We start from the raw sequence: 18,869 nt of genomic DNA on the forward strand, positions 1-18,869 counted from the left end.
GCCGGAAATGCTGGAGGCGGCGGATACCGCTGGATTTCCGACGTCTCCATGGAGGTTGGTTCGTGCGTGGGCAGGCAAGGCAGAAGTTCCGTTTCTCCGGGCGGCAGGCGGGCGGGCGACGCGCGGCCGTACTGACCGCCGGCATCTTGGCGGTGGGCCTCCTGGGGCAGCCCGCCGCATCTGCCGTCGCCACGCGGCAGCCGGACACCGTCCGCCAGGGATTGAACGCGCTCGTGGAGTACGACGGCGTGCCCGCCGCGCTCGCAAGCGTCCAGGGCCTGAAGGGCTTGAAGGACCTCAAGGGGCGCACGGTCACCTACACCGCGGGGATCGGCGACCTGGCCACCGGCGCGAAGGTGCCCAGGGACGGGCAGGTGCGGATCGGCAGCAACACCAAGGCGTTCACCTCGGTGCTCGTGCTGCAACTGGTCGGCGAAGGCAAGATCGGCCTCGACACCTCGATCGACACCTATCTCCGCGGCCTCGTCCGCGGCGACGGAATCGACGGACGCGACATCACCGTCCGCCAGCTCCTCCAGCACACCAGCGGACTCCCCAACTACGTCGCCTACCTCGACGACGAGCCCCGCCCCTACACCCCGCGCGAGCTCCTCGACCGCGCCCTCGCGCACAAGGCCGAGTTCGAGCCCGGCAAGAAGTGGGCGTACAGCAACACGAATTACGTGCTGGCCGGCATGCTCATCGAGAAGGTCACGCACCACTCCTACGCCGACGAGCTCGACCGGCGCATCATCAAGCCCATCGGCCTGCGCCACACCTACCTCCCCGCCCCCGGCGACTCGACCATCCGCGAAGCCCACCCCCACGGCTACGACCGTGACGCGGCGGGCGCCCCGCTCGACGTCACGGAGTTCGACCCCTCCTGGGGCTGGTCGGCAGGCCAGATGATCTCCACCAACTCCGACCTCAACCGCTTCTACCGCGCACTCCTGGCCGGCCGCCTCCTCCCGAAGGCCCAACTCGCCCAGATGCGGACCACCGTCCCCGCCAACTACTTCGGCCCCGGCGCCCGTTACGGCCTCGGCCTGGTCAGCAAGCCGCTGTCCTGCGGCGGCGTCTACTGGGGCCACGGCGGCAGCACCACGGGTTACGAGACCCGGGGCGGCGCCACCGAAGGCGGCCGCCGTGCCGCCAATGTCGCGGTGACCACCCAGCCGTCCGACCCGGCCGTCATGGAGCATGTCGACCGCGTCGTGGACAAGGCCCTGTGCCCCTAACTCCCCGTCCACGGGCGGAGCTTCTCCGGATTGCGGACCACCCAGATGTGGGTGACGCGGCCGTCGGTGACCTCGAACGCGGCGACCGTGGCGGTCGTTTCGGCGTACTGGGCGACCAGGCCCGGCGCGGCATTGACCGTACGTTCCAAGAGCTTCAGGCCCGGCGCCTTGTCGGCGATGTGGACCATGTACTGGGCGATCAGCGCGCCGCCCTCGACCGGTCGCAGCACCGTACCGACCAGGCCGCCGCCGTCGGCCGTCATCACCGCGTCCGGGTCGAGGAGGGCGACGAGGGCCTTGATGTTCTTGGCCTCCCAGGCCTCCTTCACCCGGCGCACCACGTCGGCCTGTTCGGCGACCGAGGGGGTGCGTGCGGCGTGTACGCGTCTGCGCGCCGAGGTGGCCAGTTGGCGGCAGGCCGCCGGGGTCCGGTCGACGATGCCCGCGATCTCGGCGAAGGGGTAGCGGAAGACGTCGTGCAGGACGAACGCGACCCGCTCTGCGGGCGTCATCGACTCCAGGACCACCAGGAACGCCATGGTCACCGACTCGTCGAGGGTGATCTGGTCGGCGGGATCGGTGAGTTCGGACGGCCACTCCGTACGGTCGGGCAGCGGGTCCGGCAGCCAGGCGCCCACATATCGCTCGCGCCGGGCCCGCGCCGAGCCGAGCACGTCCAGGCAGATCCGGGCGGTCACCGTCGTCAGCCAGGCGCCGGGCGCGGCGATGGCCTCCTGGCCGGCCTTCGGGAGTGCGTACCAGCGTGCGTACGCCTCCTGCACCGCGTCCTCCGCCTCGGCGAGCGAGCCCAGCAGCCGGTAGGCCACATTGATCAATTGGCGCCGCTCGCCGGTGACCGCGCGTGCGTCTATGCCGGATATGCCCATGTTCGTGACCGCTCCCCCTGGTCCCCCGGCGTCTCGCCTCACATTTCGTGGGGCCGTGTCGTCGGAGTGATGAGACCTTATCGATCTACCGCTTCCGGGCGGGAAATGGGGACCGCGCCATGACCAGCTCCACGTTCCTGCGGGTGTCGATCGCCCTGCAGATCCTCGCCATCTTCTTCCAGGCGGTCACCGCCGGCCTGCTGCTCTCCACGTCGTACGGCGAAGTGCTGCACAGCGTCGGAGCGCGCGTGATGTACGGGGCGACGATGCTGTACGTCCTCGCCGCCGTGCTGGCGTGGCGGCCGGGCGGCGGCTCGGCCCGGCCCATCCTGCACTCGTCCGGATTCCTGGTCCTCGCCTCGGCCCAGGTCGTGCTCGGCGTCAAGCATGTCCCGTCGGTTCATGTCCCGCTGGGTGTCCTGATGTTCGGGCTGAGCGTGCTGGCGCTGGCGCGGACGGGCATGTCGTTGAACCTCGCGGGTGCCGAGCGCGTCGAGCGCGTGGAGTCGGCGCCGGACGCCCGGGCAGCGGAAGCCCGGGCGGCGAAAGTCGCCTGAGGGTGGTCCCATAACGGGTGGGGAGATGCCCAGGACCCCTGTTATGGTGCGCCGATGTCCATGATCAGGCAGTTCCAAGTGACCTTCGACTGCGCGGAACCCGCGCGCCTCGCCGCCTTCTGGTGCGAGGTTCTGGGGTACGTCGTACCGGCAGCCCCGGAGGGCTTTGCCACGTGGGAGGAGTACCACCAGTCGCTGCCGGTCGATGACGAGATCTACTTCGCGTGCACTGATCCCTCGGGTGTGGGCTCGCGCGTGCTCTTCCAGCGCGTTCCCGAGGGCAAGGTCGTCAAGAACCGGATGCACCTTGATGTGCGGGTCGGCACAGGACTCGTGGGTGACGAGCGCCTGGCCACACTTGAGGCCGAATGCGCACGGCTCATGGCGCTCGGCGCGAAGCACGTGCTGACGCAGCGCGCCGATGGCGTCAACGAGTCGTGCATCACGATGCAGGACATCGAGGGCAACGAGTTCTGCCTCACCTGATTCTCCGTGATCACACCTGACACGGCCAAGATCAGCGCGTGGGCCAGACCGGGCCCTCGTCGGTCCAGGTGACGCCCTTGTTGTGGCAGAAGCAGAAGGGGTGGCCCACCGGGTCGGCGTACACCCGCCAGCCGAAGCCTTCAGGACCGATGAAGTCCTGCTTCAGCGTCGCACCGAGCGCGAGGACGCGGCGCCCCTCGGACTCGCTGTCGTCGACTTCGAAGTCCAGGTGGAACTGCTTGGGGTGCGCACTGTCGCCCCACTGCGGGGGGAGGTAGTCGTCCACCCGCTGGAAGGCGAGCTCGATCTCGCCGAACACGATGCCGGCCCAGTCCCCGTCGCTGCCCTCCTTGATGGGGCGGCCTGTCACCTCGGAGTAGAAGGCAGCCAGTTTCATCGGGTCCGGGCAGTCGATGATGAAGTCGGTGAGTCGCAGCATCCGAGGATCCTGACACACGATCGCACCGCCGGCAGCGGCTGCGGGGGCGGCATTCGCTCCGGTACTGCGGAAGGAACGAGGATTCCCACCACGCCTCCTCACGCTGTGGTGCGGTTCACGGACCGTGATCCTGATGTGCTTCTGCGGCGAGAAAGCTTCGTGCTGCGGCGGTGACGTCGCCCCCGACGCGCTCCTGGTCGGGAAGGTCATCGCTCAGCAGCTCGATTGCAGTGGCCAGATCAACGATGGGCTGCAGCACATCGGGATAGTCGAGTTCGGCGGCAGCTTCCAACCAGATCGTCCTCGCTCCACGGATCGGATCGAGCCGGCCCGCCACGATCTGGGCTGCCCACCAGCGGGCAGCGGTCCATCGCGCCTTTGTCAGATCTTCTGAGGCCAGCGGCAGCAGACCCATCTCGCCCAGCACAAGGTCGAACAGTTCAGGGGCCTGTCCGTACTCATTGCGCGCGAGCCCGGCCAGCAGCGGCAGGGAGGGGCTCTCGATGTCAGCCATCAAGGCGTCCAGTCCCAACTGGACCAGCCAAGCGTCCGAAGGGCGCTGCCACGGTGCCAAGGTCCGGTCTGCGCCGGCCATGCGGATCAGGCTGATCGCCACATCTGCGTCCATGCTGTGCCTCGCCCCCACTCGTCTTCTGCAAGGGAAGTCCTACCACCGAGGTTGACGTGGCCCCCTACCACGCCTGAGCTCCAGGGCAGGGTCAGACCGGCGATCACTGCGTCGCGGTCCCGCGGTCACCGGTCGAACGTGCACCAGACCGTCTTGCCGGGGCGGCGATCGGCGACGCCCCACTTGTCGGCGCAGGCCTCCACCAGGAGCAGGCCGCGGCCGCTTTCGTCGTACGGGGACGGTGGGCGGTCCGGGGATGGGATCTCGCCCGGGCCGCTGTCGTGGAGTTCTACGCGGAGGCGCGTCTCGCCCTCCCGGATCAGGTGCAGGCGGAAACCGCGGCCGGGCGGGACGCCGTGCAGCAGGGCGTTGGTCGCCAGTTCGCTCACGCAGAGCAGCACGTCGGCCGCGCGGTCCTGCCAGCCCCAGCCATCCAGTGCGTCGCGCGCGAACGCGCGGGCAATGGGGATCGACCTGCGCTCACGGCGGCAGAACACCTCGCGGCGGTACGGGAGTTGGGTTTGCTCGTCCATGAGACCACTGTCACCCAGGGTGACTATGCTGGGACACCGGGTCAGGTCGTACATCTCGTTTGTACGAGTCCGGCGCGGTGGCCCGCCACCTGCGCCGGGAAGGGGGTACGGCATGGACGGATCAGCCAAGCGGCGGGGCAAGCGGGTCACTTCGTGGCATCTGGTGGGCGCGCAGATCGCCGGGTTCCGCAAGCACGCGGGGATGACGCAGCAGGAGCTGGCCGCCCAACTCTGCATCAGCGACGACAAGATGGCGTCGATCGAGCAGGGGCGGCGGCCGTTGCATATCGCGCTGGCCGTTCAGATCGACGATCTGCTCGACACGAAGCGGGCGCTTGAGGTTGCCGTGGGGAAGGTGCCTGAGCGGGAGAAGTTCCCTGTGTTCGCGCAGGACTTCATCGAGTATGAGCAGGATGCGGTGACGCTGCTCTGGTACGAGATCCAGGTCGTGCCGGGTCTGCTCCAGACCGAGCAGTACGCGCGCGCCGTCTTCGAGTGCCGTTATCCGCCGGTGGAGGACGAGACAGTGGACGACTGGGTCGCGGCCCGGATGGCGCGGCAGAAAGTGTGGGAGCGGAGGCAGCCGCCCCGCGCCAACTTCGTTCTGGAGGAGGCAGTACTCCGCCGCCCGCTCGGCGGCCGCGAGGTCATGCGTGATCAGATCCGCGCCCTGCGCGACCTGAGCGAACTCCCGTGCATGGGTGTGCAGATCATGCCGATGGACTGCGTGCCACACGCCGCCCTCGACGGTCCGATGGTGCTGCTGGAGACCCCCGACCACGACAACCTCGCTTACGTGGAGGGCCAGCGGATCAGCCAGCTGATCGACGACCCTGATGAGGTCAGCATCTATCAGCAGAAATATGGAATGCTGCGGTCGCAGGCGCTCTCCCCGTGGGAGAGCACGCTCCTACTGGACGGACTGCTAGGAGAGTCATGAACACCGCAGCACGACCGCAGAACCGCGCGCAAGGCCTGACCTGGTTCAAGTCCAGCTACAGCGGCAGCGAGGGCGGCGCCTGCCTCGAAGTCGCCTACGCCTGGCGCAAGTCCACCTACAGCGGCAGCGAGGGCGGCGACTGCGTAGAAGTCGCCGCCCACACCGCCGCCGTGCACATCCGCGACTCCAAGCTCCACGACGCGAGCCCCGTCCTCACCGTCGCCCCCGCCGCCTGGGTCGCCTTGCTACGTCAGTGCTCGTCGCGCTCGTAGCCCTCCTTCAGCGCTGCCTGGACCCCCGGGATCGGGGTCGCGTTGATCGCCAGGGTCAGGACGTGGTCGCCCTTCTTGAAGTGCGTGCCGAGCAGGTCGTTGAGCTGCTTTGCCCAGGCCTCCGCCAGGTAGAACTTCCAGTTCTTCGGGCCGATCCCCTGGAACCCGAGCGTCGGGATCTGCAGATACGTGTCGAGGGTGTCGAACGTCGCCATCAGCGTCTCGACCGGCTTCGTGGAGCCGTTCACGTAGCCGTTGCCCGACGCCTTGTCGATCAGCGGCAGGTTGTGGAGCCAGAAGCCCTCCGTCCGGAAGGAGTTGCCGGTCTTGTTGCTCGTGAACTTCCATCCCCCCGGATACCAGATTCTGCCGTTCACGAGGTTCATGTTGCTGTAGCCGTCGGCGCCCACCGGGGTCCATAGACCCTTGCCGCCCTTGAGGCCGCCGACCGGGCAGATCGGCTCGACCTTGACGTCGGCGCGTTTGAACTGGTCCATCGTGTTCTGCGAGAACGGGAGCGTGCCCGTGCCGCTCTGCATGAAGAACCAGAAGCCCAGGCCCTTCTCGGCCGCGTGGTCGTAGTACCCGCCGGTCTTCTCGGCGATCGAAGGCAGGCAGTTCGTGGCGGGCGGGTTGTCGGCGGCGAAGGCCGGGCTGCCTGCGGCGAGTACGGAGACGGCGGCGAGCGTCGCTGCGGCGGTACGGAACGACATGCGGGGCTCCAGGGGAGTCGGGGATCTTGAATCCCAGTCAAAGGAGCCCTGGAGCACCCACCACCCGGAAGTGCCGAATGGTGGAGAGGCGGGCTCCTGTCAGCCCGCGAAGAAGGCGAGGATCGTGTTCGTCGCGTCCAGCGCGGTGCTGACCGTGCCGAAGCCCGGGGGTGGGGTGGCCGACGTTCCCGGCCAGGTGTGGCCTGCGCCGCTCATGATCAGGAGTTGGACTGCCGCGCCTGAGGGGGCGGGGGGCCACGTCGTGCTGTCGTAGCCCTGCTTGTGCGTCGTTTTCGGGGTGCCGGCGGAGCCTGCCGCCGCCGCGAATGCCTCTGCGCTCGCCCGGGACGACATGGTCGGGGTGATCGGCGCCTTGCCTGCGGCCGGCGGGCCGGGGTGGGGCAGGCCGGACGGCGGGCGGATCGGGTCCGCCGAGCCGTGGATGAGCAGGACCGGGACGGGGCCCGTGGGGGTCACCTTGGCTGTTCCGGTGGGGAGTTGGCCTGCCACTGAGGCCGCTCCTGCCAGGAGTTTCGGGCGCTGGGCCGCCATGCGCAGGGCCATCGAGCCGCCGTTGGAGAAGCCGACCGCGTAGACGTGGGCGGGGTCGGCCCGGTGTGTACGTACGAGGTCCTTGATCAGCGCCTCCGTGAACCGCACATCCGTGTCGGGGTCCGGGCGCTCTTTGGTGGCGGCTGCGCCTGCTCCCCAGGCGTGGTCCAGCCCCTCGGGGTAGGCGATCAGCATGGTGCGGGCTGCCGCCGCCCGGTTCAGGGCGGTCCGCGACCGCATGTCCGCCGCGCTCTCGCCGCTGCCGTGGAAGGCGATGAGGAGGGGCTTGGGGGTGGCGGCCGCGCTCTTGGCGGGGGCGTGCAGGAGGTACGTACGCGTCGTGCCGTCCACGCGGAGTTGCGCGCGGGTGTCGGTGCTCGCGGAGGGGGTGGTGGCGGACGGGCGGGGCTTCGCGGCGGGCGGTTCAGGGGAGTTGGAGCAGCCTGCCGTGAAGGACAGGGTCAGGAGCAGGGCGCCGTACCAGAGTCGGGAGGAGAACATGCCTCCAGCAAACCAGGGACCTTGGTCCCGGTCGGGCAGGACCTTCGGCCCGCTGTGTCCCGTGGGCCCGCTGTTAGCGTGGAGGTGTCGCGTGGTGACTACGTCCGCGACCCGCATGTACGCCGTACGCCCGGCCGAGAGGAGGCGATTTCGCTATGAGTCCGAGTCCGAGTTACTCATCAGACCTCCGTCACGTCGCCTCCACTCCCGGCACGCGCTGAGACCGGCCCTACGCGCTTTCTTTTGAAACTCCTTGGTGCCAGGGCGAGTTGAGGCGTACCTCGACGTCTTCCGCCCCCATACCCACGGCCGTTCCGCCGCGCCCTGCGCCGGCGTACCCGTGAGGAGGCACGCCATGACCTTGATCTCGATCCTCCGTCTGTCCGCCGTCTGGCGCCGGATTTCCCGTGCGCCGCTCGACAGTCCTGTCTGCCATGCCTTGAGCAACCGTGCGGGCCAGTAGGCCTGCTGATACCTCGTCACATCACTTCACATCTCGTCAAAGGAGACACCCCTCATGACCCTCGACACCGGCAACCTCGACCAGGCCATCGCCACCCACGCCGACAACACCGAAGTCATCGCCGTCCTGCACGAGATCCGCGACGAACTCCGCGATTTCAACAAGGACATGGACCGTCTCAACCACCTCACCGAGGGCCAGCTGAAGTCCACCGTCGAGAACCGCAAGCTGGCCGCGATGACGCTGATGTTCGTCATCCCGTCGACCTTCGCCGCGATACCCGGCGCCAACTTCGAGCACCTCAACGAGTACGGCTTCGACAATTTCTGGGCCCTGCCGATCCTGGTCGGCGCCGTCGTGCTCTCGGCCGCCGGAACCTTCGCCTTCATCAAGAAGAAGCGGTGGATCTAGGGGGTGGCCGATTCCGCGGTCCCGGGCGCAGTGCGCGCCCGGGCCGCGTCCCTCGCCGTGCGTCAACGCGTCAGCGCGCGAAACGGACCGCCCGGTACTCGCCGACGAAGGAATCGCCCGGCTTGACCGTCGCTTCGGGCTTGCCCCAGCAGTCGGTGTCGTAGAACAGCTCCGCCTTGGCCTTCGTCTTGTTCACCGCACCGGTCGGGTCGCTGAAGTACACGTCCTCGTATTCGTCCATCAGCTGGGTGCTCACCTTGTAGCAGGGGCCCACCAGCGGCTTGACCAGCGTCTTCTGGACCGCGTCGTCCTGGTACCGGTAGTTCGTCGCGATGAACTTCCCCGTCGTCGGCTTGGGCGGTGTGTGGCGGACACCAGGACGATGGGCGTACGGAAACGAACTGCCATGGGAACGGACTCCTCCGTAGTGGGGGTGCTACTCGGATCCGATCATCAGCGGGGACTGTCGGTGCCGCCACGCGACAGCACCGGCGGCGACATCGTGAACCGGGCGTTCACCTGGGCATACACCGACTGCCGCTCCGGTTCGAGGTCCAGCGCGGGCTGCTCGGCGTCCGCCTCGTCCGCGTAGCCGCCCTTGGCCATCCAGGCCGCCGGGGCCGGGAAGTGCTGCGGGCCGTCCGACCCTTCGTCGGCGATCTCCAGCAGGGCCGTGAGCCCGGATCCGACAGCCTCCGCGTACTCGTGCGCCCGGTCGACCGCCGCCCGCACCGCCTGGCGGCGTGCTTCTCCGTACGCCGGGGAGGATTCACGCAGGCGCCACCACGGGCCCTCGATCTCGGTCAGTTCCAGGTCGGCCAGGCGGGTGACGAGTTCACCGAGGACCGTGAAGTCCGAGAGTTCGACGGTGAGGCGGACATGGCCGCTGTAGCTGCGTACCCGCTCCGTACGGCCGCGTCTGCCCAGTTCGGGGGCGACCGAGAAGGCCCCGGTCTCCACCCGCTCGACGGCCGTCCCGAACGACTCGACCTGCTGCAGCGCGGCGGCGTTGCGCCGCGTGAGGTCCTCCAGGGTGGCCGCGCGGTCGGTGCCGCGGGCGTTCACCGTGACACTCACCTGTACGAGCTCGGGGTCGACCCGCAGGGTGACCTCGCCCCTGACCGCGATGCGGGGCACCTCGGGAGTACCGAAAGGGACGTGTGCGGGCGGGAGTTCGGTCATCTCGTGCTCTCTTCGGTGGGCTCTGCGGGGCGGGTGGGGGCCGTGGGTCCAGTGAAGGGAGCCGCCGCGCACCCCACCAGCCGGAGGTGCCGAATGGGGGAGGTCCCGGAAAGGTCGGAGGCGGGGGCGTGCGCGGTGGGCGGGGACCGCTGAGGATGGGGGGATGACTTCCGATAGCGCGCGGTCCGAGCCCCTCACCCACGTACTGGAGCGGCTGGGAGGGATCAGCCCCCGGCTGGAGTCCCTCTACAAGGACCTGCATGCGCACCCGGAGCTCTCCTTCGCCGAGACCCGTACAGCAGGGATCGTCGCCGCCGAGCTGAAGCAGCTGGGATTCGCCGTCACGGAGGGGGTCGGGCGTACCGGCGTCGTCGGCGTGCTCAGCCAGGGCGAGGGGCCCACGGTGCTGCTGCGGGCCGACATGGACGGGCTCCCCGTGGAGGAACGGACCGGTCTGGCGTACGCGAGCTCCGCCACCGGCGTCGGACCCGACGGCAAAGAGGGGCCCGTGATGCACGCCTGCGGGCACGACATGCACGTCACCTGTCTGCTCGGTGCGCTCGATCTGCTGGCCGGGGCACGCGACTCCTGGTCGGGGACGGTCGTCGCCGTCTTCCAGCCGGCCGAGGAACTGGGCACGGGGGCGCAGGCGATGGTCGACGACGGGCTCTTCGATCTGGTCGGCGTCCCCGATGTGGTGCTCGGGCAGCATGTCGCTCCGGTGCCCGCCGGGGTCATCGGGTGCCGTCCCGGGCCCGCGATGGCGGGCGGCGACACGCTTCACGTACGGATGTTCGGGCGGGGCGGGCACGGTTCGCGGCCCGAGATGACCGTCGACCCTGTCGTCATGGCCGCGTCCACCGTCATGCGGCTGCAGACCGTGGTCTCGCGGGAGATCGCCGGGTCGGAGACCGCTGTCGTGACCGTGGGCGCGATCCATGCCGGGACCAAGGACAACATCATCCCGGACGAGGCCGAACTCAAGCTGAATGTGCGGTCGTTCACGCCCGAGGTGCGGAAGACGGTGCTCGATGCGATCAGCCGGATCGTACGGGCCGAGGCGGTGGCCTCCGGAGCCGACCGCGAGCCGGAGATCGAGCTCGTCGCCTCCTTCCCCGTCCTGGTCAACGACGCCGATGCCGTCGACCGGACCATGGGCGCGATGCGCGCCCACTTCGGCGAGGCCGCCGTCATCGACCCGGGCGTCGTCACCGGCAGCGAGGACGTCGGGTACCTCGCCGCCGCCTCGGGGGCCGCGCTCTGTTACTGGTTCTTCGGAGGCGCCGACCCCGCCGTCTTCGCGGAGGCCGCCCGCAACGGCACCCTCGGGCGCGACGTCCCGGCCAACCACTCGCCGCTCTTCGCGCCGGTCGTCGGACCGACGGTGGGCGCCGGGGTCCGGGCCATGACCGCCGCGGCCCTGGCCTGGCTCGGCGCCGGCGCTAACGGCTGAAAGCGGCCGCGTACTCCTGCAGGAAACGCGCCTCCACGTGCGCCATGTGCGCGATCTCCGTCGGGTCGACGCTCTCGTTCGGGGCGTGGATGAGGCAGCGCGGCTCCTCCACGCCCATCAGGATGATCTCCGCGCGCGGGAACGCGCCGGCCAGGACGTTGCACAGCGGGATCGAGCCGCCCTGGCCGAGGAACGCCATCGGCTTTCCGTAGACCCCGCGCATCGCCGTGCCGAGCGCGCCGTACGCGGGGCCTTCGGTGGCCGCCCGGAACGGGGAGCCCGTGCTCTCCGCCTCCACCTCGACCCTGGCGCCCCAGGGCGCCGCCCCGGTCAGGTGCGCGGTCAGCGCCGCGCGGGCCGCCTCCACGTCCATGCCGGGCGGGACCCGGAGGCTGACGCGGGCGCGGGCCGTGGCGGGCACGGCGGCGGCCGAGCCGACCACGGGCGGGGCGTCGATGCCGAGGACGGTGACGGCGGGGCGAGCCCAGAGGCGGTCGGCGACGGAACCCGTGCCGGTCAGCCGGACTCCCTCCAGTACGGCCGCGTCCTTGCGGAACTGGTCCTCGTCGTAGCCCACGCCCTCCCAACTTCCCTCGCAGTCGAGGTTGTTGATGCGCGTCGCGCCCGTCTCGGGGTCCCGGAGGGTCGCCAGGATCTGGATCAGGGCGGCCAGCGCGTCGGGGGCCGGGCCGCCGAACATGCCCGAATGGATCTCGCCCTCAAGGGTGTTGACCGTGACGGTCACATTGGCCAGACCACGGAGTGACGTCGTCGCCGTGCCGACGCCCACCGCCGCGTTCCCCGTGTCGCAGATCAGCAGCGCGTCCGCGAGGAACTCCTCCGGGTGCGCGACGACGTACTCCTCCAGGCCGCCCGTGCCCTGCTCCTCCGAGCCCTCCGCCACGAACTTGATGCCGACGGGGACGTCGTCGCCGAGCGCCCGCAGCGCGGTGAGGTGCATGACGATGTTGCCCTTGCAGTCGGCGGTGCCGCGCCCGTACCAGCGGCCTTCGCGCTCGGTGAGCGTGAAGGGCGGGGTCGTCCAGGCGGCGTCGTCTAGCGGAGGCTGCACGTCGTAGTGGCAGTAGAGGAGGACGGTCGGGGCGCCGGGCGGGGGCGGGCGGTGGCCGATGACGGCGTGGCTGCCGTCGGGGGTCTCCACCAGGTGTACGTCGCGCAGACCCGCCTCGGTGAAGGCGTCGGCCACCCACTGGGCGGCCTTCCGGCACTCCTCGGGCGGGTACTGGCGGGGGTCGGCGACCGAGGGGATCGCCACGAGTGCGGTGAGGTCGGACTTGGCTCGTGGCATCAACTCGGCGATGGCCGGGCCGAGTTCGGTCATTTCTTCTCTCCCGGCTGGAAGACCGCTGTCAGCGTGTGGCCGCGCTCCTCGAAGCTCACCGCGGTCTCGCCCTTGGCCCGCTCCTCGTCGCCGCCGTACGGGGCGCCGTCCAGGAGCCAGTCGGTGAAGACGAAACCGGGGGCCGGGACCGCGGTGACCGAGACGGTGTCGCCGTCCGAGTAGGGGCCGGGCTCGGAGGCGGTCAGGGTGCCGTTGCCGCCCTGCGTACGGAGGTCGAGGGTGTGGCGGCGCTTCTCGAAGACGGCGGTCAGGGTCATGTCGTCCTCACCCACGTCGAGGGCGACCGTGTCGTCGTCGCCGGCGGACGAACCGTCGAGACGCCAGCCGGCGAAGTCCCAGCCGGGGGCCGGGTCGGCTTCGTAGATGAGGTCAGCGCCCTCCAAGTCGGCCCGGGTGGAGGGGGACTTGGATCTGGCCACCTTGCCGGAGCCGATGGACTTGATGTTCACCTTCGAGGTGGGGGTCCTGCCCTTGCGGAAGAGCGCCGTGAGCGTGTGGTCGGCGCGGACCGGGAGGCGGAAGGAGGCGTTCTTGCCGCCCTTGGCCGGGCGGCCGTCGAGCTTCCAGCCGGCGAAGACGTACCCCTTGCGCGCCTCGGCGGAGAAGGAGGCGGAGGTGGAGAGGGGGTAGGGGCCGGGGGTGCCCGCGTCGACCTTTCCGGCTCCGCGCGGGGAGACGGTGGTGGTGACGGCGCAGAGCGAGTCGTCGGAGCGGGCCTGGCGGTAGGCGGCGACCGCCTTTCCCGTACGGGCGAAGATGTCGGCGGTGTCGGCCTCGCCGGGGCGGCCGAGGGGGACGCCCAGGGGCTGGCCGCGGTAGCGCTGGCGGGGATTCTCGAAGTGGTTGATGCGGTTGCAGCGGCCGTGGGTGGCGCGGCGGCAGCCCGATTCGTAACTCATGATCGACGACCAGTCGCCGGACTTGGGGAAGTAGCCGTTGGCGCCGTAGGGCGGGGGCTGGTGGGGCTGGGTGGTGCGGTCGTGGGAGGCGCCGAGGTTGTGGCCGAGCTCGTGGGCGAAGGAGTAGTGGCCGATCGCGGACTGGGCGACCACCGTGTAGCCGTAATTCGCCGTGGCCGGGGATGGGTTGGTGGGGACGTAGCCCAGGCCGCCGAAGTCGCGGCCGCCGGTGATGACGGTGACCTGGTCGGCGCCGTAGCGGTCGCGGAGGGCGGGGAGTTCGTCGGCGATCTTGTCGCGGGGGGTGACTGCGGCGGTGAGGAGGTCGCTGCCGACCTTGTCGACGCGGGCGGGGACGCGGGCCAGGGGGGCCGTGTGGACCAGGCGGACGCGGACCTTGGTGCCGCTGGCCGCGAATGCGCTGTTGGCGAGGGTCACGGCGCGGGCGATCGCGGCGCGGATCTGGCTGTCGCCGCCGGCTTCCTTGCGGGCGCGGGGGGTGTACGCGACGAGGCTGTCGACGAGGGAGACCTTGGCGCCGCCCTTGCAGTGGGGCTTGAGGGGAGGCGCGTTGCGGTCCTGGGCTGTTTTTTTGAGCAAGGGGGGTGGGGGCGGGGCCAGTTGGGGTTCGTCCTCGTCGGTGAGGGGGGTGAGCTGGCTGATCGTCACGGTGCCGGGGCCGTCGGGGTCGATGGCGTACGTATCGCCTCCGAGGGAGAACTGGGCGCCCAGGTACTCGTTGCCCGGGGTGCCGTCGCAGCCGCCCTCCAGGGTGACGACGACGTCCTGGTCGGGGGTGCCGTCGACGACGCCCGTCCACACCTGGCGTCCGTCGACGGTGGAGCGGGAGGTCTCCACGGCGCGGACCGTGACGTCCTCGAAGAGGGGGAAGAGGACCTGGTTGGTGCCGGGGCGGCCGCAGATGGGGTCGAAGGCCTCGGGGACGACGCGGGCGTGGCGCATCCGTACGGCCTCCGCGCCGAACTCCTCCTTGGCGTCGGCGGGGTCGTCCGTCAGGTCGTCGCTGCGGGGGGCCGTGACGGCGCCTCGGGGTGGGGCTGCGGCTGCCTGGGCTTTCACCGGGGCCTGGAGCGTGCCGGCGAGGACCAGCCCCGCCAGCACTGCGACGGCCGGTGCACGGCCCCATCTCTTGCGGACCATCGCCGCCACCGCCTGTTCCTCGTCCTCGGGACGCCGGCTCGTGGAGTGCCGGACCGAGGGGATTCCTTCCGCGCGGTGGGGTGGGGATCACGGGGTGGGGGGTGGTGTCACTCCGACGGTGCGCGGCGGAGGTGGCGGGGCGGGCCATCTCCCCCACCCCGCCCCTTCCCGGCTGTGACATTTGCGGCTCCGCCGCGAGGGGGGCTGCGCCCCAGACCCCCGAGCCCCGGTAAGCGGGGGCTCCGCCCCCTGCGCCCCCCGATCGCGGCCCTTCGGCCGCTCGTCCTCAAGCGCCGGACGGGCTGAGATTGCCCTCCGGCCCCGGAGCCCCAGCGTGGGGGCGGTCAGGACTCCTCGGCCGCCTTTTCCGCTGCCTCCACCTGGGCCGTGAACTCCTCCGCGGAGAGCCGCTCCAGCGTGCCCCCGTGCGCCGCGGCCAGCGCGTCCGCCGCCTCCGGGGACGACTCGTGCAGGTCGAGCACCAGCATCGACGTGCCGTTCTCCACCCGGCTGCTCAGCACGATCAGGCCCGCCCCGCCCTCCGCCAGCTGATGGTTCTCCCGCGCGTTCGCCAGCGCCGCGCCCGCCGCGCTGCCGATCAGTACGCCGATCGGGCCGCCGAGCAGACCCACCAGGCCGCCCACCACACCGCCGCCCACCGTCGGCACTCCGGCGCCGCGTACGTGGTTCTCGGGGATGTCGAGGATGCCCTCCGCCGAGCGTTCCAGGATGGCCGCCTGGCGCAGGCCGGGGAGTTCCAGGGCCTCCTCGTATGCCGCGCGGACACGCTCGGACGAGGTGGTCGAGGTGGGCGAGGTGGGCGAGGTGAAGGTGATCAGCAGGATCTGGTGGGTCTCGGTCATCTCGGGTGTTCTCCCTTGTCGTAGCCCGTTGTGCTCCGGATGCGCGAGGCGAGCACCGCGATGTCGTCCTCGGCGTCCTGGCCGAAGCGGTCCAGGGTGTCCTCGACCAGGTCGTCCAGGCGGCCGCTCGTCGGCACGCGCAGGCTCGTCAGGCGGTTCAGGGACACGTCGATGTCCTCTCCCCTCCGTTCCACGAGGCCGTCGGTGTACATGAACAGGATCGTGCCGGGGCCGCAGGCCACCGTGGTCGACTCGTACCCCCCGAATCCCGTGCCAAGCGGCGGGCCGACCGGCACGGGGACCAGCCTCGCGCCCTCGTACGGGTCGATGAAGACCGGCGGCAGATGGCCCGCGCTCGCGATGCGGCACTGCGCGTGGAAGCGGTCCACCACCGCCAGCAGGCACGTCGCCGCCCGGTCGAGGCCGGAGCGCTCCACCATCAGGTCGAGGCGTTCCAGGATCTGGTGCGGTTCGAGGTCGTCCTCGGCGAGGAGGCGGAGCAGCGCCCGGTAGTGGCTCATCGCGACCGCCGCCTCCACCCCGTGGCCCATCACGTCGCCCATCGCCTTGAGGTGGCGGCCGTCCGACAGGGGTACGACGTCGAACCAGTCGCCACCGACCACCGCGCCCCGGTCCGCGGGCAGGTAGCGGGACGCGACCTCGATGTGGGGGTGGCGGCCGCGCGGTTCGGAGAGGAGGGAGCGCTGGAGTTCCAGGGCGATGCCGTGTTCGTGGGTGTAGCGGCGGGCGTGGTCCAGGTCGACCGCGGCCCGCCCCGCGAGCTCGCGCGCGACGACCACGTCCTCCTCGGTGAACGTGGGCGACTCCCCCGCCCGTACGAGCGTGAGCGTGCCCAGCGGGTGGCTGCGCGCGGCGAGCGGGACGACCAGTGCCGAGTGCAGGCCGATCGCGCGGTAGGCGACGACGCGTTCGGGGTCGGGGGCGGAGCTGCGGATCTGCTCGTCGCTGTAGAGGTTCTCCATGACGGGCTGGCTGGTGGCGAGGCAGCGCGGGTTGGCCGCGTCCTCCTGGTAGTCGATGTACTCGCCCGGCTCACCGAACTGGGCTGCCGCGTCCCGGAGTTCGGGTACGGCGGCCATCGCGGCCCGGCGCAGCCGCAGCACCCCCGTCGGCGCCCGGCGGGCGGCCGGGCGCACCTCGGGAGGGAAGACCTCGACGCTCGCCAGGTCGGCCAGGTGGGGTACGACGAACTCGGCCAGTTCGCGGCAGGTGGTGTCCATGTCCAGGGTGGTGCCGATACTGGTGGCGGCGATGTCCAGGAGCGCCAAGTGCTGCCTGGCACGCTCCAGTTCGCGCTGCTGCTCCTCGGACGCGCTGACCTCCAGGACGATGCCGACCAGACCGTGGACCCGGCCGTCCTGCTCCAGGCGGTGGTACGCACCGTGCCAGTAGCGCCGCTCCAGGCCGGAGGGCGCCTGGGTCTGGCCGCTGGTGGTGATCTCGCGCGGCACCCCGTCCGCGAGGACCTCGCGCAGGACGTCCTCGCGGGCGTCGATGCCCGGCAGTACCTCGGCGATGGTGCGGCCCAGGTGGGCGGCGGCGGGGACGCCGTTGAGCCGCTCCAGCGCCGGATTGACGTAGAGGTAGCGGAGTTCGGCGTCGAGTACGCCCACGCCGGCGGTCGTGCCCTCGGCCAGGAGGGCCAGCAGCGCCGGGTCGAGCGATGGCGGACCCTCCGCGGGCAACTCGAACTCGGCAGGCGGGGGCGTCACATGTGCACTGCCGGGGCCGCGTCCTCGTCCACCGGGTGGATCTGCGGGGCGCCGCGCCGGTAGAGGACCACCGTGACCAGCAGACCCACCAGGAAGAAGCCGGCCGACCACCAGTAGGCGGTGGAGTAGCTCTCCAGCTGGGCCTGCGCCTGGACGGCGGGGGTCGGCTGCTTGCCGACCAGATAGCTGGTGGCGGCGCTGGTGGCGAGGGTGTTGAGCAGGGCCGTACCGATCGAACCGCCCACCTGCTGGCTGGTGTTGACCATCGCCGAGGCGACGCCCGCGTCGTGCGCGGCGACTCCGGAGGTGGCCAGGCTCATGCCCGGAGCGAAGATCAGGCCCATGCCGAGGCCCATCACCATGAGCGGGAACAGGACGTGGGGGACGTACGAACTGGTCAGGTCGAGCGCGGTCAGCCAGACCATGGCCGCTGCTCCCAGGCCCATGCCGGTGGGGACGATCGGCTTGGCGCCGAAGCGCGGGACCAGGTTGTTGGTGGTGATCACCGAGACGACCACCATCACGGCGACCATCGGGAGGAAGGCCAGGCCCGTCTTGACCGGGGTGTAGTGCAGGGACTGCTGGAGGTAGTACGTGAGGAAGAGGAAGACTCCGAACATCCCCGCACCCGAGATGAACATCGCCAGGAACGAAGCCCCGCGGTCGCGGTCCAGGATCACGCGGAGGGGGAGCAGCGGGTGTTCGGCCCTGGTCTGCCACCAGGCGAAGGCGGCGACCAGGATCGCACCGGCCACCAGGAAGCCCCAGGTCTGGAACGAACTCCAGGCGTGCGTCTCGGCGTTGGAGAATCCGTACACGATGCAGAAGAGGCCTGCGGAGACCAGGATCGTGCCGGGGACGTCGAGTTTGGGCCGGTCGGCGGGGGCGCCGGGCTGGAGCAGGCGGACCGCGCCGGCGAAGGCGATGACGGCGATGATGAGGTTGACGTACAGGCACCAGCGCCAGTCGAGGTACTCGGTCAGGATCCCGCCGAGGAGCAGCCCGACCGCGCCGCCCGCACCGGCGATCGCACCGTAGATACCGAACGCCTTCGCGCGTTCCTTGGGTTCGGTGAAGGTCGTCGTGAGGAGCGAGAGTGCGGCGGGGGCGAGCATCGCGCCGAAGACTCCCTGCAGCGCGCGGGCCGAGACCAGCATCCCGAAGTTGGACGCCATACCGCCGAGCGCCGAGGCGAGGGCGAAGCCGACCAGGCCGATGAGGAAGACGCGCTTACGGCCGATGAGGTCGGCGACGCGGCCTCCGAGGAGGAGCAGCGAGCCGAAGGCGAGGGCGTACGCGGTGACGATCCACTGGCGGTTGCCGTCACTGAAGCCCAGGTCCGCCTGGGCGGAGGGCAACGCGATGTTCACGATGGTCGCGTCGAGGACCACCATGAGCTGCGCGAGCCCGATGACACCCAGGACCCACCAGCGGTGGGAGGGGTGGTCGGGGTCGGGCCCCCGCTTGTGTCGGGCGCCCGTGGTGATTGCTGCGCCTGCGGGCTGTCCTGAACTGGTGGTCATGCGTGGGTCTCCTTACGGCGGCACGCTTACCCACCATCACGCTAAGCGGAGGGGTGCGTTCCTGCCATGTGG

At 70.4% G+C, this 18,869-nt stretch carries 20 protein-coding genes; 7 read left to right on the forward strand and 13 right to left on the reverse strand.

Going from position 1 to position 18,869, the window contains the following annotated elements; genetic code table 11:
* The first annotated feature begins 62 nt into the window (after positions 1–62).
* Positions 63–1,238: a serine hydrolase domain-containing protein gene (locus tag AB0H78_RS01775; protein ID WP_363232201.1), complete on the forward strand. Its 1,176-nt coding sequence runs from the start codon at positions 63–65 to the stop codon at positions 1,236–1,238.
* Here AB0H78_RS01775 and sigJ read toward each other — a convergent pair.
* The gene (gene sigJ, locus AB0H78_RS01780) at positions 1,235–2,125 is read right to left on the reverse strand and encodes an RNA polymerase sigma factor SigJ (RefSeq protein WP_363232202.1); all 891 of its coding nucleotides are present in this window, start codon (positions 2,123–2,125) and stop codon (positions 1,235–1,237) included. The genes AB0H78_RS01775 and sigJ overlap by 4 nt on opposite strands.
* A gap of 119 nt (positions 2,126–2,244) precedes the next feature.
* Here sigJ and AB0H78_RS01785 point away from each other — a divergent pair, with 119 nt between their 5' ends.
* Positions 2,245–2,682: a hypothetical protein gene (locus AB0H78_RS01785; RefSeq protein WP_363232203.1), complete on the forward strand. Its 438-nt coding sequence runs from the start codon at positions 2,245–2,247 to the stop codon at positions 2,680–2,682.
* Positions 2,683–2,736: 54 nt separating this feature from the next.
* Complete coding sequence (locus AB0H78_RS01790; RefSeq protein WP_363232204.1) at positions 2,737–3,168, forward strand: VOC family protein; 432 nt, start codon at positions 2,737–2,739, stop codon at positions 3,166–3,168.
* Positions 3,169–3,199: 31 nt separating this feature from the next.
* Here the strand turns inward: AB0H78_RS01790 and AB0H78_RS01795 are convergent, their stop codons facing one another.
* The 3 genes from AB0H78_RS01795 to AB0H78_RS01805 all read right to left on the reverse strand — a co-directional run bounded on the left by AB0H78_RS01795 (position 3,200) and on the right by AB0H78_RS01805 (position 4,768).
* The gene (locus AB0H78_RS01795) at positions 3,200–3,607 is read right to left on the reverse strand and encodes a VOC family protein (RefSeq protein WP_363232205.1); all 408 of its coding nucleotides are present in this window, start codon (positions 3,605–3,607) and stop codon (positions 3,200–3,202) included.
* Positions 3,608–3,722: 115 nt separating this feature from the next.
* Complete coding sequence (locus AB0H78_RS01800) at positions 3,723–4,235, reverse strand: hypothetical protein (protein WP_363232206.1); 513 nt, start codon at positions 4,233–4,235, stop codon at positions 3,723–3,725.
* A 125-nt stretch (positions 4,236–4,360) separates the two neighbouring features.
* Positions 4,361–4,768, reverse strand: a complete 408-nt coding sequence (locus AB0H78_RS01805; RefSeq protein ID WP_363232208.1) for an ATP-binding protein — start codon at positions 4,766–4,768, stop codon at positions 4,361–4,363.
* A gap of 112 nt (positions 4,769–4,880) precedes the next feature.
* On the opposite strand from AB0H78_RS01805, the gene AB0H78_RS01810 reads away from it, so the two are divergent.
* Together AB0H78_RS01810 and AB0H78_RS01815 are read left to right on the forward strand one after the other, a co-directional pair.
* Positions 4,881–5,708: a helix-turn-helix transcriptional regulator gene (locus tag AB0H78_RS01810; RefSeq protein WP_363232209.1), complete on the forward strand. Its 828-nt coding sequence runs from the start codon at positions 4,881–4,883 to the stop codon at positions 5,706–5,708.
* On the forward strand, positions 5,705–5,980 hold the full coding sequence (locus AB0H78_RS01815) for a DUF397 domain-containing protein (RefSeq protein ID WP_363232210.1): 276 nt from the start codon (positions 5,705–5,707) through the stop codon (positions 5,978–5,980). The genes AB0H78_RS01810 and AB0H78_RS01815 overlap by 4 nt, the downstream gene beginning before the upstream one ends.
* Here the strand turns inward: AB0H78_RS01815 and AB0H78_RS01820 are convergent.
* Both AB0H78_RS01820 and AB0H78_RS01825 read right to left on the reverse strand, forming a co-directional pair.
* A complete protein-coding gene (locus AB0H78_RS01820) occupies positions 5,959–6,693 on the reverse strand; it encodes a hypothetical protein (RefSeq protein ID WP_363232211.1) in 735 nt (244 codons plus the stop codon). The two genes, AB0H78_RS01815 and AB0H78_RS01820, sit on opposite strands and share 22 nt — an antisense overlap.
* Positions 6,694–6,792: 99 nt before the next feature.
* Entirely contained in the window at positions 6,793–7,746 is a 954-nt protein-coding gene (locus tag AB0H78_RS01825) for a PHB depolymerase family esterase (RefSeq protein WP_363232212.1), read from the reverse strand.
* 517 nt (positions 7,747–8,263) lie between these two features.
* Between AB0H78_RS01825 and AB0H78_RS01830 the strand changes: the two genes are divergently transcribed.
* Positions 8,264–8,620 (forward strand): hypothetical protein, encoded by a 357-nt coding sequence (locus AB0H78_RS01830; RefSeq protein ID WP_363232213.1) that lies wholly within the window; start codon positions 8,264–8,266, stop codon positions 8,618–8,620.
* 70 nt (positions 8,621–8,690) lie between these two features.
* On the opposite strand, the gene AB0H78_RS01835 is transcribed toward AB0H78_RS01830, so the two are convergent.
* A complete protein-coding gene (locus AB0H78_RS01835; RefSeq protein ID WP_363232214.1) occupies positions 8,691–8,876 on the reverse strand; it encodes a hypothetical protein in 186 nt (61 codons plus the stop codon).
* A 197-nt stretch (positions 8,877–9,073) separates the two neighbouring features.
* Entirely contained in the window at positions 9,074–9,802 is a 729-nt protein-coding gene (locus AB0H78_RS01840; RefSeq protein ID WP_363232216.1) for an SIMPL domain-containing protein, read from the reverse strand.
* Positions 9,803–9,965: 163 nt separating this feature from the next.
* Here AB0H78_RS01840 and AB0H78_RS01845 point away from each other — a divergent pair, with 163 nt between their 5' ends.
* Positions 9,966–11,255, forward strand: a complete 1,290-nt coding sequence (locus tag AB0H78_RS01845; protein WP_363232217.1) for an amidohydrolase — start codon at positions 9,966–9,968, stop codon at positions 11,253–11,255.
* Here the strand turns inward: AB0H78_RS01845 and AB0H78_RS01850 are convergent.
* From AB0H78_RS01850 to AB0H78_RS01870, 5 genes are all read right to left on the reverse strand, one after another.
* Complete coding sequence (locus tag AB0H78_RS01850; RefSeq protein ID WP_363232218.1) at positions 11,245–12,597, reverse strand: dipeptidase; 1,353 nt, start codon at positions 12,595–12,597, stop codon at positions 11,245–11,247. The genes AB0H78_RS01845 and AB0H78_RS01850 overlap by 11 nt on opposite strands.
* A complete protein-coding gene (locus AB0H78_RS01855) occupies positions 12,594–14,678 on the reverse strand; it encodes a reprolysin-like metallopeptidase (protein WP_363232694.1) in 2,085 nt (694 codons plus the stop codon). The genes AB0H78_RS01850 and AB0H78_RS01855 overlap by 4 nt, the downstream gene beginning before the upstream one ends.
* A gap of 344 nt (positions 14,679–15,022) precedes the next feature.
* Positions 15,023–15,541 (reverse strand): histidine kinase, encoded by a 519-nt coding sequence (locus AB0H78_RS01860; RefSeq protein WP_363232219.1) that lies wholly within the window; start codon positions 15,539–15,541, stop codon positions 15,023–15,025.
* A complete protein-coding gene (locus AB0H78_RS01865) occupies positions 15,538–17,274 on the reverse strand; it encodes a SpoIIE family protein phosphatase (protein ID WP_363232220.1) in 1,737 nt (578 codons plus the stop codon). The genes AB0H78_RS01860 and AB0H78_RS01865 overlap by 4 nt, the downstream gene beginning before the upstream one ends.
* Positions 17,271–18,797, reverse strand: a complete 1,527-nt coding sequence (locus AB0H78_RS01870; protein ID WP_363232221.1) for an MFS transporter — start codon at positions 18,795–18,797, stop codon at positions 17,271–17,273. Before AB0H78_RS01870 ends, AB0H78_RS01865 begins: the two co-directional genes overlap by 4 nt.
* Positions 18,798–18,869: the final 72 nt, after the last annotated feature.

Origin of the sequence: Streptomyces sp. NPDC050738 (assembly GCF_040654175.1) — a bacterium.
GTDB lineage: Bacteria > Actinomycetota > Actinomycetes > Streptomycetales > Streptomycetaceae > Streptomyces.